The organism is Pseudomonas orientalis, assembly GCF_022807995.1.
Classification (GTDB): Bacteria; Pseudomonadota; Gammaproteobacteria; order Pseudomonadales; family Pseudomonadaceae; genus Aquipseudomonas; species Aquipseudomonas orientalis_B.
The window spans coordinates 1420743-1434031 of sequence record NZ_CP094351.1; the positions used below are offsets into that span (position 1 = coordinate 1420743).

Consider the following 13289-nt stretch of genomic DNA (forward strand, 5'->3'; position numbering starts at 1 on the left):
TCATGGCCAAGTTGCGTATCGCATTAGTTGCCGGGGAAGCTTCCGGCGATATTCTCGGCGCCGGTTTGATGCGGGCGCTGAAAGTCCAGCACCCGGCAATCGAATTTATCGGCGTCGGCGGCCCGTTGATGCAGGCCGAGGGTCTCACCTCCTACTTTCCAATGGAGCGCCTGTCGGTCATGGGGTTGGTTGAAGTGCTGGGGCGCCTGCGTGAATTACTCGCTCGACGCAAGCTACTGATCAAGACGCTGATTGACGAAAGGCCCGATGTTTTTATCGGTATCGATGCCCCGGATTTCACCCTCAACATTGAACTCAAGCTGCGTCAGGCCGGGATCAGGACCGTGCACTATGTCAGCCCGTCCGTATGGGCGTGGCGGCAAAAGCGTGTACTGAAGATTCGCGAAGGCTGCGACTTGATGCTGACCCTGCTGCCCTTCGAGGCCAGGTTCTACGAAGAGAGGGGCGTGCCGGTGCGGTTCGTCGGCCATACCCTGGCCGATGCCATTCCTTTGCAGGCTGACCGTGATGCGGCGCGTACCGAGCTGGGGTTGGCTACTGGCCCGCTGGTCGCGTTGATGCCGGGTAGCCGAGGGGGTGAGGTCGGGCGACTGGGCGGCCTGTTTTTTGATGCCGCCGAACGTCTGCAAGCACTCAAGCCAGGCATTCGCTTTGTGCTGCCGTGCGCCAGCCCGCAGCGGCGCGCGCAAATTGAAACACTGCTCGAGGGGCGCAACCTGCCGTTGACCCTGCTCGACGGTCAGTCGCACCTGGCCCTGGCTGCTTGCGATGCCGTATTGATCGCGTCGGGCACTGCAACTCTGGAAGCCCTGTTGTACAAGCGTCCAATGGTCGTGGCCTATCGTCTGGCGCCGCTGACCTTCTGGATTCTCAAAAAGATGGTCAAGAGCCCGTATATTTCCTTGCCCAATCTGCTGGCCCAGCGGTTGTTGGTACCGGAGTTGTTGCAGGACGATGCGACCCCTGAAGCCCTTGCGCAAACTCTACTACCCTTGATTGATGGCGGCGAAGAGCAGACCCGTGGTTTCGACGATATTCACCGCACCTTGCGCCGTGATGCCTCGAACCAGGCGGCGGATGCGGTGCTGAACCTGATCGGCCATAAACAGGAAGCCTTATGAGCACGCAGATGGGCCTGGATTTCAGCCTGGTTGCACAGGCCCACGAGCTGGTGGCGGGTGTCGACGAAGTCGGGCGCGGCCCGTTGTGCGGCGCAGTCGTGACGGCGGCGGTGATCCTCGACCCGAGCCGTCCGATCCTGGGCCTTAATGATTCGAAAAAACTCACTGAGGCCCGTCGTGAAAAGCTCTATGACGAAATATGTGAGAAGGCCCTGAGTTGGCACATCGCTCGGGCGGAAGTGGAAGAGATCGACGAGCTGAACATCCTGCACGCCACCATGCTTGCCATGCAGCGGGCGGTTGAAGGGCTGCACATCACGCCCAGGCTGGCGATGATCGACGGTAACCGGTGCCCCAAACTGACGATGCGCGCCGAGGCCGTGGTCCAGGGCGACAGCAAGGTGCCAGCCATTGCCGCAGCGTCGATTCTGGCCAAGGTCAGCCGCGACCGCGAGATGGCCGCTTTTGATCTGGTTTACCCGGGCTACGGCATGGGCGGCCACAAAGGCTACCCGACGCCCGTTCATCTGGAAGCGCTGGCACGACTCGGCCCTACGCCGATCCATCGCCGCTCGTTCGCCCCGGTGCGCCAGGCTTATGAGCTGCGCGAGAGCCTCATCGAGGTCTAGTCCGCCAGGCTGATGTTTTGCTCAAGGCCCGGTACAATCCCGGGCCTTGTTGTTTCCACGTTACTGCACAGGATCACTATGCCGGCTTCATTCGTTCATCTGCGCCTGCACACTGAATACTCCCTGGTCGACGGCCTTGTGCGAATCAAGCCGCTGGTCAAGACCCTGGTGGGCATGAACATGCCGGCGGTGGCGGTTACCGACCAGAACAACATGTGCTCCCTGGTCAAGTTCTACAAAAACGCCATGGGCGCAGGCATCAAGCCGATCTGTGGCGCCGACCTGTGGCTGTCCAACAAGGACCCTGATAACCCCCTGAGCCGCATCAGCCTGCTGGCGATGAATGGCGTGGGTTACCGCAACCTGACCGAACTGATTTCCCGTGGCTTTATTGATGGTCAGCGCAATGGCTCGATCATCATCGAGCGCGAGTGGGTGGCCGAAGCCAGTGAGGGCGTGATCATGCTCTCGGCTGCCAAGGAGGGCGAGATTGGTATCGCGCTGCTTGGCGGTAACCCGCATGAAGCCGAAGTGCTCGCCCGTGAGTGGATGCAGGTCTTTCCCGACCGCTTTTACCTCGAAGTGCAGCGCACCAATCGTCCCAACGATGAAGAGCATCTGCACGCCGCCGTGGCCCTGGCCGACAAGCTGGGCGCGCCGCTGGTGGCGACCAACGATGTGCGCTTTATCAAGAAGGAAGATTTCGAAGCCCACGAAACCCGCGTGTGCATCGGTGAAGGCCGCGCCCTGGACGACCCGCGCCGTTCAAAGAACTACAGCGAAGAGCAGTACCTCAAAAGCGCCGAAGAAATGGCCGAACTGTTCAGCGACCTGCCCGAGGCCCTCGAAAACTCGGTCGAAATCGCCAAGCGCTGCAATATCGAGGTGAAGCTGGGCAAGCACTTCCTGCCCAACTTCCCGATTCCCGATGGCATGACCATCGACGAGTACTTTCGCAAGGTGTCGTTCGATGGCCTGGAGGATCGCCTGCGCGTCCTGTTGCCCAAGGACACTACCGAAGACTACGAGGCCAAGCGCCAGGTCTACGTCGATCGGCTGAATTTCGAGCTGGATATCATTATCCAGATGGGGTTCCCCGGTTACTTCCTGATCGTGATGGACTTTATCCAGTGGGCCAAGAACAACGGCGTACCGGTAGGTCCGGGCCGGGGGTCAGGTGCGGGCTCGTTGGTGGCCTACGTGCAGAAGATCACCGACCTTGACCCGTTGGAATATGACCTGCTGTTCGAACGCTTCCTGAACCCGGAACGGGTTTCCATGCCCGACTTCGACGTCGACTTCTGCATGGACGGTCGTGACCGCGTGATCGAATACGTGGCCGAAAAGTACGGCCGCAACGCGGTGAGCCAGATCATCACCTTCGGTTCCATGGCCGCCAAGGCGGTAATCCGCGACGTGGCCCGGGTGCAGGGCAAGTCCTACGGGCTGGCCGACCGCCTGTCGAAGATGATTCCGTTCGAAGTCGGCATGACCCTGGAAAAGGCCTACGAGCAGGAAGAAATCCTGCGCGACTTCATCAAGGTCGATGAAGAAGCTGCCGAAATCTGGGACATGGCGCGCAAGCTCGAAGGGGTGGTGCGCAACGTCGGTAAACACGCCGGCGGCGTGGTGATCGCGCCGACCAAGCTGACTGACTTCTCGCCGATCTACTGCGATGAAGAAGGTGACGGCCTGGTTACCCAGTTCGACAAGGATGACGTGGAGGCGGCCGGCCTGGTGAAGTTCGACTTCCTCGGCCTGCGTACCCTGACGATCATCGACTGGGCGCTCAAGACCATCAACCGCGACCGCGCCAAGGTGGGCGAGGAACCGCTGGATATCGCGTTCATTCCGCTGGACGACAAACCGACCTACAGCCTGCTGCAAAAAGCCGAAACCACGGCGGTGTTCCAGCTTGAATCCCGGGGCATGAAGGAGCTGATCAAAAAGCTCAAGCCCGACTGCCTGGAAGACTTGATTGCACTGGTGGCCCTGTTCCGTCCGGGGCCGCTGCAGTCGGGCATGGTGGATGACTTCATCAACCGCAAGCACGGCCGCGCCGAACTGGCGTACCCGCACTCCGACTATCAGTACGAAGGCCTCAAGCCGGTACTGGCGCCGACCTACGGCATCATCCTGTATCAGGAACAGGTGATGCAGATCGCCCAGGTGATGGCCGGCTACACCCTTGGCGGCGCCGACATGCTGCGTCGCGCCATGGGTAAAAAGAAACCCGAGGAAATGGCCAAGCAGCGCGGCGGTTTCATCGAGGGGTGCGCCACCAACAATATCGACGCGGACCTGGCCGGTAACATCTTCGACCTGGTGGAAAAATTCGCCGGTTACGGCTTCAACAAATCCCACTCCGCCGCCTACGGCCTGGTGTCGTACCAGACCGCCTGGCTGAAAGCCCACTATCCGGCGCCGTTCATGGCGGCGGTACTTTCGGCGGATATGCACAACACCGACAAGGTCGTGACCTTGATCGAGGAAGTGCGCACCATGAAGCTGCGCCTCGACGCGCCGGACGTGAACGCCTCGGAGTTCAAGTTCACGGTGAACGACGAAGGCCGCATCATTTATGGTCTCGGCGCGATCAAGGGTGTGGGTGAAGGCCCGGTGGAAGCCATCACCGAAGCGCGTCAGGACGGGCCCTTCAAGGATCTGTTCGACTTCTGCGCGCGGGTCGACCTCAAGCGTATCAACAAACGTACCCTCGACGGCTTGATCCGCAGCGGCGCGCTGGATCGACTTGGCCCGTATTTCCATGACGAGCCGAAGGCTTACCAGGCCAATATCGACCGCAATCGCGCGGTATTGCTCACCGCCATGGAAGAAGCGATCAAGGCCGCTGAACAGACCGCCCGTACCCATGACAGCGGCCACGCCGACCTGTTTGGCGGATTGTTCGTCGAAGAAGACGCGGATGTGTATGCCAACCACCGCAAAGCCAAGGAGCTGACCCTCAAGGAGCGTCTCAAGGGCGAGAAAGACACCCTGGGCCTTTATCTCACCGGTCACCCGATTGACGAGTACGAGGGCGAGATCCGCCGTTTTGCCCGCCAGCGCATCATCGACCTGAAACCGGCGCGCGATACCCAGACCGTCGCGGGCATGATCATCGCCCTGCGCGTGATGAAGAATAAGAAGGGCGACAAGATGGGCTTCATCACCCTGGATGACCGCTCGGGCCGGATCGAAGCCTCGCTGTTTGCCGACGCGTTCCACTCCGCCCAGTCGCTGCTGCAGACCGACGCCATGGTGGTGGTGGAAGGGGAGGTCAGCAACGACGACTTCTCCGGCGGCCTGCGCCTGCGCATCAAGCGCGTGATGAGCATGGAAGATGCACGCACCAATCTGGCCGAAAGCCTGCGACTGAAGGTCAAGACCGACGCACTCAAGGGTGATCAGCTACGCTGGTTGGGCGACCTGCTCAAACGTCACCGTGGCGCCTGTCCGGTGACCATGGAGTACACCGGCAACGACGCCAAGGCCATGCTGCAGTTTGGCGAGACCTGGCGAATTGATCCGGCCGATGGCTTGATTCAAGCTTTGCGTGACCAGTTCGGGCGAGACAACGTCTTCCTCCAATACCGTTGACGGTCAGTGCCCCTGACCTCGGCTGAACATTTAATCTCGACCTGAACGCGCCTCTCCCTTAAGGTAGGGCGCGAACAGACAACCGGCTGGCCAGGCACCCCCTGGCCGTCGACCCAAGACGGACGCTTATGAACCCGAATTTTCTTGATTTCGAACAGCCGATCGCTGACCTGCAAGCCAAGATCGAAGAGCTGCGCCTGGTCGGCAATGACAATTCGCTGAATATCGGCGATGAGATCGCCCGCCTGCAAGACAAGAGCAGCACGCTCACCGAAGACATCTTCGGCAAGCTGACCAGCTGGCAGATCGCGCGCCTGGCCCGCCACCCGCGTCGTCCTTACACCCTCGACTACATTCAGCACATCTTCACCGAATTCGATGAGCTGCATGGCGATCGCCATTTCTCGGACGATGCGGCTATCGTGGGCGGTATCGCTCGCCTGGACGACCAGCCGGTGATGGTGATCGGTCACCAGAAAGGCCGTGAAGTGCGCGAAAAAGTGCGTCGCAACTTCGGCATGCCGCGTCCGGAAGGCTACCGCAAGGCGTGCCGCCTGATGGAAATGGCCGAACGCTTCAAGATGCCGATCCTTACCTTCATCGACACCCCGGGTGCCTACCCTGGAATCGACGCCGAAGAGCGCAACCAGAGCGAAGCGATTGCCTGGAACCTGCGTGTCATGGCGCGCCTGAAAACCCCGATCATCGCCACCGTGATTGGCGAAGGCGGTTCCGGCGGTGCATTGGCCATTGGCGTCTGCGACCAGCTGAACATGCTGCAATATTCGACCTACGCGGTGATCTCGCCGGAAGGTTGCGCCTCGATCCTGTGGAAAACCGCCGAAAAGGCGCCGGACGCTGCTGAAGCCATGGGCATCACTGCTGATCGCCTCAAAGGCCTGGGGATCGTCGACAAGGTGATCGCCGAGCCACTGGGCGGTGCGCACCGTGACCCGGCTGCCGCTGCCGCCACTATCCGCGCCGAGCTGGGCGCGCAACTGGCGATGCTCAAGAAGCTGGATAACGAAGCGCTGCTGGCCCGTCGTTATGAGCGCCTGATGAGCTACGGCCTCTAAGTCGACGCCGTAACTTAATGTGGGAGGGGGCTTGCCCCCGATTGCCGAGTATCAGTCACTGTATCTGGTGACTGACACACCGCTATCGGGAGCAAGCCCCCTCCCACATTTGCTTTGTGTATGCTCGGCCAACGTATTCCAGATTCGCGGCGGTAATTTCTGATGAAACCGGCTCTGCCCGCCAAGCTGCTGCAAGCCCTGGCCCCCTGGCGCAATGCCCCGGCCTGGCACATCGCTTTCTCTGGTGGGCTCGATTCCACCGTGCTGCTGCATCTTCTGGCCACCCTGGCAAAGTCCGAAACGTTACCGCCCCTCTGCGCCATGCATGTCCATCATGGCCTGCAAACGGCCGCTGATGCGTGGCCCGCTCATTGCCAGTTGGTCTGCGACAGCCTCGGCGTGCCCCTGCGCATCCTGCGCGTGCAGGTACAACCCGGCGCCAGCCTTGAGCGTGCGGCCCGTGACGCGCGTTATCTGGCCTTTGCCAGGGTGACCGGGGCAGGGGAAGTGTTGCTCACCGGTCAACATCGCGACGATCAAGCCGAAACCGTGTTGTTCCGCCTGCTGCGCGGTGCGGGCGTGCGTGGGCTTGCCGCAATGCCTGCGCAGCGTACGCTGGCGGCGGGGCATCTGGTACGGCCGCTGCTGGATGTCGAGCGTAGCGAGCTGCAAGCCTACGCCCACGACCATCACTTGAAGTGGATCGAAGACCCTTCGAACGCTGATCCACGGTTTTCCCGTAATTATCTGAGGCACCGTGTCCTCCCGGTGCTGGCGCAGCGCTGGCCGCAAGTGGTTTCAAGCCTGACCCGCACGGCTGAGCATGTGGGAGAAGCCCAGGGTTTGCTCGATGAGCTGGCCGTTATGGATCGGCAGCGCGCCGATCAACCTTCGGCGTTTCCCTGGCTGCCGTTGCACTCTCTGCTTCTGACGCCGTTGCGCGAGCTTTCCGATGCCCGTCAGCGCAACGCACTGCGCCACTGGCTGGCGCCGCTGACCCGCCTGCCCGACAGCGACCACTGGGCCGGCTGGATTTCCCTGCGCGATGCCAAGGGCGATGCACAACCCGTATGGCGTCTGGCCGACGGCGAGTTGCATCGTTGCGGCGAGCGCATCTGGTGGCTGCCCTCTGAGTGGTCGGAATTTTCCGGCGCACCGGTGAGCTGGCCCGATGCGCAAAAAAACCTGGAGCTGCCGGGTAACGGGCAGTTGAAACTGATGGGCGACGTGCCTGGAGGTCCTCTGGAGGTTCGCTACCGGCAGGGCGGGGAAATCATCGAAGTGCCGGGTCGCGGTCGGCGCGACCTGAAGCGTCTGTTCAATGAGTGCGGTGTGCCCGGATTCGTCCGTGGCAGATTGCCGCTGCTGTATCGGGGCGAGCAATTGCTGGGTGTGCCCAGCCTTGCCGGGCTGTGGGCGACATCGAGTGAGCACTGGCAATTGGATTGGTTGCCACAGACCTGCGATCAAGGTTTGAGCTGATAGCGCCTTTCCGGTAGACTACGCTCCCTTCTTGATACAACTTCTGTGGATTCGCCTGAATCGCAGCAGTTGCCGATTACCAAGCAGTCTTTGCTGGGCGATTCCAAAAAATGTGTAGCGATCAACGTACCGGTGTTCCATTGCTGGTCTGTCACAACGCGGCGGTTTTTTTGAAAGGTGCACTGTGATTAATGCAGGTGATCGGGGGCTTCGGCCTCTCTTCGCTTTCCCCGGCGGCTCGGACCGCTTTAACGCAGACTTCTAGGGTTTTTCATGACGCGCTACATATTCGTCACGGGCGGTGTTGTTTCTTCATTGGGGAAAGGCATTGCCTCCGCTTCATTGGCGGCCATCCTGGAGGCGCGGGGGCTTAAAGTCACCATGCTCAAGCTGGACCCGTACATCAACGTCGACCCGGGCACCATGAGCCCGTTCCAGCACGGTGAAGTGTTCGTCACGCATGACGGCGCCGAGACCGACCTGGACCTGGGCCACTACGAGCGGTTCATCCGCACGACCATGACCCAGAACAACAACTTCACCACGGGCCGTGTCTACGAGCACGTGCTGCGCAAGGAGCGCCGTGGTGACTACCTGGGTGCGACCATCCAGGTGATCCCGCACATCACCGATGAAATCAAGCGCCGCATCATCAAGGGCGCGGGCGATGCCGACGTGGCGATGGTCGAGATCGGTGGCACCGTGGGTGACATCGAATCCCAACCGTTCCTCGAAGCCATCCGCCAGTTGCGTTTCGAAGTCGGCGCCAAGCGCGCAATGCTGATGCACCTGACACTGGTGCCCTACATCGCGACCGCCGGCGAAACCAAAACCAAGCCCACCCAGCATTCGGTCAAGGAACTGCGTTCCATCGGCCTGCAGCCGGACGTGCTGGTATGCCGCTCCGATCACCCGATCGATATTTCCTCGCGTCGCAAGATTGCCCAGTTCACCAACGTTGAAGAGCGTGCAGTGATTGCCCTGGAAGACGCCGACACTATTTACAAGATCCCGGGCATCCTGCATTCACAGGGCCTGGACGATTTTGTGGTCGAACGTTTCGGCCTGCAGTGCAATGGCGCGGATCTGTCGGAGTGGGAAGCTGTGGTCGACGCCAAGCTCAACCCTGAGCATGAAGTCACCATCGCCATGGTCGGCAAGTACATGGAACTGCTCGACGCGTACAAGTCGCTGATCGAGGCGATGAGCCACGCCGGCATCAGCAACCGTACCAAGGTCAATCTGCGCTACATCGATTCCGAAGACATCGAGAACCAGGGCACTGCGCTGCTCGAAGGCGTGGACGCGATCCTGGTTCCCGGCGGTTTCGGCCTGCGCGGCGTGGAAGGCAAGATCACTGCCGTGCAATACGCCCGCGAGAACAAGGTGCCGTACCTGGGTATCTGCCTGGGCATGCAAGTGGCCGTTATCGAATTCGCCCGTAACGTACTGGGCTGGAAAGACGCCAACTCCACCGAGTTCGATCATGCCAGCGGTCATCCGGTCGTAGGCCTGATCACCGAGTGGGAAGATGCCACCGGCGCCGTCGAAACCCGTACCGAAAGCTCCGACCTGGGCGGCACCATGCGCCTTGGCGCACAGGACTGCCTGCTGGAAGCCGGTTCCCTGGTGCACGATTGCTACGGCAAGGACGTGATTGTCGAGCGTCACCGTCACCGCTACGAAGTGAACAACAACCTGCTGCCGCAGATCAAAGAAGCCGGCCTGAAAATCTCCGGTCGCTCCGGTGACGGCAAGCTGGTTGAAGTGGTCGAGGCGCCGGATCATCCGTGGTTCGTGGCCTGCCAGTTCCACCCTGAGTTCACCTCGACGCCGCGCGACGGTCACCCGTTGTTCAGCGGTTTCGTCAAAGCTGCACTGACGCAACATCAGAAGAAGGCATAACCCTGATGGCCCAGAAGATCATTCGCGTAGGCGACATCGAAATTGCCAACGACAAGCCCATGGTGCTGTTCGGCGGCATGAACGTACTGGAAAGCCGCGACATGGCGATGCAGGTCTGTGAAGAGTACGTACGGGTTACCCAGAAACTGGGTATCCCGTATGTGTTCAAAGCCAGCTTCGACAAGGCCAACCGTTCGTCCGTGACCTCCTATCGGGGCCCGGGTCTTGAAGAAGGTATGCGGATCTTCCAGGACATCAAGCAAGCCTTCGGCGTGCCGATCATCACCGACGTCCACGAGCCTGAGCAGGCTGCCGTGGTCGCCGAGGTGTGCGACATCATCCAGTTGCCGGCCTTCCTGTCGCGCCAGACCGACCTCGTGGTCGCCATGGCCAGGACCGGCGCAGTGATCAATATCAAGAAAGCCCAGTTCCTCGCGCCCCAGGAAATGAAACATATCCTGAGCAAATGCGTGGAAGCGGGTAATGACCAGTTGATCCTCTGCGAGCGCGGTTCGAGCTTCGGCTACAACAACCTCGTGGTGGACATGCTCGGTTTCGGCATCATGAAACAGTTCGAATACCCGGTGTTTTTCGACGTGACCCACGCGCTGCAAATGCCCGGCGGTCGCTCGGACTCCGCCGGTGGGCGTCGCGCCCAGGTCACCGACCTGGCCAAGGCGGGCATGAGCCAGTCCCTGGCCGGCCTGTTCCTGGAAGCTCACCCGGACCCGGACAACGCCAAGTGCGACGGCCCCTGTGCCTTGCGCCTGGACAAGCTGGAGCCGTTCCTGGCCCAGCTCAAGCAGTTGGACGAGTTGGTCAAGAGTTTTCCGACGGTAGAAACCGCGTAAGCGGTGTTTCTCCGGTAGAATTTCCACGCTTTATGCTCAGGCCCCGGGCCTGAGCCTTGTCGTCTGCAAGCCTGCCCTGTTGTTCCACCCTTGCGGTCGGTCAAAAGATTTCCTTCAGCTGCGTCGTTTTCGTCAACTTTGGAGTGTTTACAACAATGGCAAAAATCGTCGACATCAAAGGTCGTGAAGTTCTCGACTCCCGTGGCAACCCAACCGTCGAAGCCGACGTGCTTCTCGATAACGGCATCATCGGCAGCGCCTGCGCGCCGTCCGGTGCTTCCACAGGTTCCCGTGAAGCGCTGGAACTGCGTGATGGCGACAAGAGCCGTTACCTGGGCAAGGGTGTACTCAAGGCGGTAGCCAATATCAACGGCCCGATCCGTGACCTGTTGCTGGGCAAGGACCCGCTGGACCAGAAAGCCCTGGACCACGCGATGATCAAGCTCGACGGCACCGACAACAAAGGCAGCCTGGGCGCCAACGCGATCCTCGCCGTGTCCCTGGCCGCCGCCAAGGCCGCCGCACAGGATCAGGACCTGCCGTTGTACGCGCACATCGCCAACCTGAACGGCACTCCGGGCGTGTACTCGATGCCGGTGCCGATGATGAACATCATCAACGGTGGCGAGCACGCTGATAACAACGTCGACATCCAGGAATTCATGGTGCAGCCAGTGGGCGCCAAGACCTTCTCCGAAGGCCTGCGCATGGGCACCGAGATTTTCCATCACCTCAAGGCTGTACTGAAGGCCCGTGGCCTCAGCACTGCCGTGGGTGACGAGGGTGGTTTCGCGCCGAACCTGGCCTCCAACGAAGATGCACTGAAAGTGATCTCCGAAGCCGTGGCCAACGCCGGCTACACGCTGGGCACCGACGTGACCCTGGCCCTGGATTGCGCCGCCAGCGAATTCTATGAAGATGGCAAATACAACCTGTCCGGCGAAGGCCAGGTGTTCAACTCCGAAGGTTTTGCCGACTACCTGAAAGGCCTGACCGAGCGTTACCCGATCATCTCGATCGAAGACGGCCTGGACGAGTCCGACTGGGACGGCTGGAAAATCCTTACCGACAAGATCGGCGAGAAAATCCAGCTGGTGGGCGACGACCTGTTCGTGACCAACACCAAGATCCTGAAAGAGGGCATCGACAAGAAGATCGCCAACTCAATCCTGATCAAGTTCAACCAGATCGGCACCCTGACCGAAACCCTGGAAGCCATCCAGATGGCCAAGGCTGCTGGCTACACGGCCGTGATCTCCCACCGCTCCGGCGAAACCGAAGATTCCACCATCGCCGACCTGGCCGTGGGCACTTCGGCGGGCCAGATCAAGACCGGCTCCCTGTGCCGTTCCGACCGCGTGTCCAAGTACAACCAATTGCTGCGCATCGAAGAGCAATTGGCAGGCAAAGCCAAGTACAACGGCCGCAGCGAGTTTCGCGGCTAAGCAGTAAATGGTAAAAAGTCGGCCGATTGCGTCGGAAATCTCACGACAGTGTGAATTTCGGCGCTACTCTGCTGACTGACAAGCACAAGCCTGGTTTTTCCAGGCTTCGTGCTATCAGTTGCTGCGAAAGGTTTGCATGACTGTCTTTTTTCACTGGATACCCGGATTTCGATGCGCAGTCCCAATTGGTTGTTCCTCGTCTTGCTCTTGTTGCTGGCTGGCCTGCAGTACCGCCTATGGGTCGGTAACGGCAGCTTTGCGCAGGTGGAAGAGCTGACCCAGCAAATTGCCGACCAGCACGCCGAAAACGAACGTCTGCTGGAGCGCAACCGCGTCCTTGATGCCGAGGTGCTTGAGCTGAAAAAAGGTACCGAGACCGTCGAAGAGCGGGCTCGCCATGAGCTGGGCATGGTCAAGGAGGGCGAGACCCTCTACCAGTTGGCCCAATGAACGCTGATTTACCGGCCTTCTGGGCCGTGATTCCTGCCGCGGGCGTCGGTGCCCGTATGGCCGCGGACCGTCCCAAGCAATACCTGCAACTGGGCGGGCGCACTATTCTCGAACACAGCCTCGGCTGTTTTCTCGACCATCCCTCGCTCAAGGGCCTGGTGGTCAGTCTTGCTGTTGATGACCCTTATTGGCCCGCCCTGGCGTGTGCCACTGACCCGCGTATCCAGCGTGCGGACGGTGGTTCGGAACGCTCGGGCTCGGTGCTCAACGCGCTGCTGCATCTCAACGCCCTGGGCGCCAGTGATGAGGACTGGGTGTTGGTACACGATGCTGCGCGGCCCAATTTGAACCGTGACGACCTCGACAAACTTTTGGCTGAGCTGGCGGATGACCCGGTGGGCGGTCTGCTGGCGGTGCCGGCTCGCGACACCCTCAAGCGTGCCGACAAGCAGGGCCGCGTGGTGGAAACCGTCGACCGCCGCCTGATCTGGCAGGCGTATACGCCGCAGATGTTCCGTCTGGGCGCCTTGCATCGTGCCCTGGCCGACAGCCTGGTAGCCGATGCGGTAATCACCGATGAAGCCTCGGCCATGGAATGGTCCGGCCAGGCGCCGCGCCTGGTCGAAGGGCGTTCGGACAATATCAAGGTCACCCGCCCCGAAGACCTCGAATGGCTGCGTCAGCGCCGGGGTTATCAGGCATCCTGACC

The 13289-nt window shown here is 60.7% G+C and carries 10 protein-coding genes; all 10 read left to right on the top strand.

The window, feature by feature from the left end; translation table 11 throughout:
* The first annotated feature begins 2 nt into the window (after positions 1 to 2).
* Positions 3 to 1142: a lipid-A-disaccharide synthase gene (gene lpxB, locus MRY17_RS06195; protein ID WP_243353448.1), complete on the top strand. Its 1140-nt coding sequence runs from the start codon at positions 3 to 5 to the stop codon at positions 1140 to 1142.
* The gene (rnhB, locus tag MRY17_RS06200; RefSeq protein ID WP_191955302.1) at positions 1139 to 1771 is read left to right on the top strand and encodes a ribonuclease HII; all 633 of its coding nucleotides are present in this window, start codon (positions 1139 to 1141) and stop codon (positions 1769 to 1771) included. The genes lpxB and rnhB overlap by 4 nt, the downstream gene beginning before the upstream one ends.
* 78 nt (positions 1772 to 1849) lie before the next feature.
* On the top strand, positions 1850 to 5371 hold the full coding sequence (dnaE, locus tag MRY17_RS06205; protein WP_181283447.1) for a DNA polymerase III subunit alpha: 3522 nt from the start codon (positions 1850 to 1852) through the stop codon (positions 5369 to 5371).
* 128 nt (positions 5372 to 5499) lie between these two features.
* Positions 5500 to 6447: an acetyl-CoA carboxylase carboxyltransferase subunit alpha gene (locus tag MRY17_RS06210; protein WP_057723192.1), complete on the top strand. Its 948-nt coding sequence runs from the start codon at positions 5500 to 5502 to the stop codon at positions 6445 to 6447.
* Between the two features lie 162 nt (positions 6448 to 6609).
* Positions 6610 to 7929, top strand: a complete 1320-nt coding sequence (gene tilS / locus MRY17_RS06215; RefSeq protein WP_181283448.1) for a tRNA lysidine(34) synthetase TilS — start codon at positions 6610 to 6612, stop codon at positions 7927 to 7929.
* A gap of 273 nt (positions 7930 to 8202) precedes the next feature.
* Positions 8203 to 9834: a CTP synthase gene (locus tag MRY17_RS06220; RefSeq protein ID WP_181283449.1), complete on the top strand. Its 1632-nt coding sequence runs from the start codon at positions 8203 to 8205 to the stop codon at positions 9832 to 9834.
* A gap of 5 nt (positions 9835 to 9839) precedes the next feature.
* A complete protein-coding gene (gene kdsA, locus MRY17_RS06225; protein ID WP_065886101.1) occupies positions 9840 to 10685 on the top strand; it encodes a 3-deoxy-8-phosphooctulonate synthase in 846 nt (281 codons plus the stop codon).
* Positions 10686 to 10840: 155 nt separating this feature from the next.
* Positions 10841 to 12130, top strand: coding sequence for a phosphopyruvate hydratase (gene eno / locus MRY17_RS06230; protein ID WP_181283450.1), 1290 nt, complete (start codon positions 10841 to 10843; stop codon positions 12128 to 12130).
* A gap of 171 nt (positions 12131 to 12301) precedes the next feature.
* Positions 12302 to 12580: a cell division protein FtsB gene (gene ftsB / locus MRY17_RS06235; protein WP_057723188.1), complete on the top strand. Its 279-nt coding sequence runs from the start codon at positions 12302 to 12304 to the stop codon at positions 12578 to 12580.
* A complete protein-coding gene (ispD, locus tag MRY17_RS06240; protein WP_181283451.1) occupies positions 12577 to 13287 on the top strand; it encodes a 2-C-methyl-D-erythritol 4-phosphate cytidylyltransferase in 711 nt (236 codons plus the stop codon). The genes ftsB and ispD overlap by 4 nt, the downstream gene beginning before the upstream one ends.
* Positions 13288 to 13289: the final 2 nt, after the last annotated feature.

What these genes read in the sequence shown, in the direction of transcription:
- lpxB (WP_243353448.1), top strand. Translation starts at nt 3, where the DNA reads ATGGCCAAGTTGCGTATCGCATTAGTTGCCGGGGAAGCTTCCGGCGAT.
- rnhB (WP_191955302.1), top strand. Translation starts at nt 1,139, where the DNA reads ATGAGCACGCAGATGGGCCTGGATTTCAGCCTGGTTGCACAGGCCCAC.
- dnaE (WP_181283447.1), top strand. Translation starts at nt 1,850, where the DNA reads ATGCCGGCTTCATTCGTTCATCTGCGCCTGCACACTGAATACTCCCTG.
- MRY17_RS06210 (WP_057723192.1), top strand. Translation starts at nt 5,500, where the DNA reads ATGAACCCGAATTTTCTTGATTTCGAACAGCCGATCGCTGACCTGCAA.
- tilS (WP_181283448.1), top strand. Translation starts at nt 6,610, where the DNA reads ATGAAACCGGCTCTGCCCGCCAAGCTGCTGCAAGCCCTGGCCCCCTGG.
- MRY17_RS06220 (WP_181283449.1), top strand. Translation starts at nt 8,203, where the DNA reads ATGACGCGCTACATATTCGTCACGGGCGGTGTTGTTTCTTCATTGGGG.
- kdsA (WP_065886101.1), top strand. Translation starts at nt 9,840, where the DNA reads ATGGCCCAGAAGATCATTCGCGTAGGCGACATCGAAATTGCCAACGAC.
- eno (WP_181283450.1), top strand. Translation starts at nt 10,841, where the DNA reads ATGGCAAAAATCGTCGACATCAAAGGTCGTGAAGTTCTCGACTCCCGT.
- ftsB (WP_057723188.1), top strand. Translation starts at nt 12,302, where the DNA reads ATGCGCAGTCCCAATTGGTTGTTCCTCGTCTTGCTCTTGTTGCTGGCT.
- ispD (WP_181283451.1), top strand. Translation starts at nt 12,577, where the DNA reads ATGAACGCTGATTTACCGGCCTTCTGGGCCGTGATTCCTGCCGCGGGC.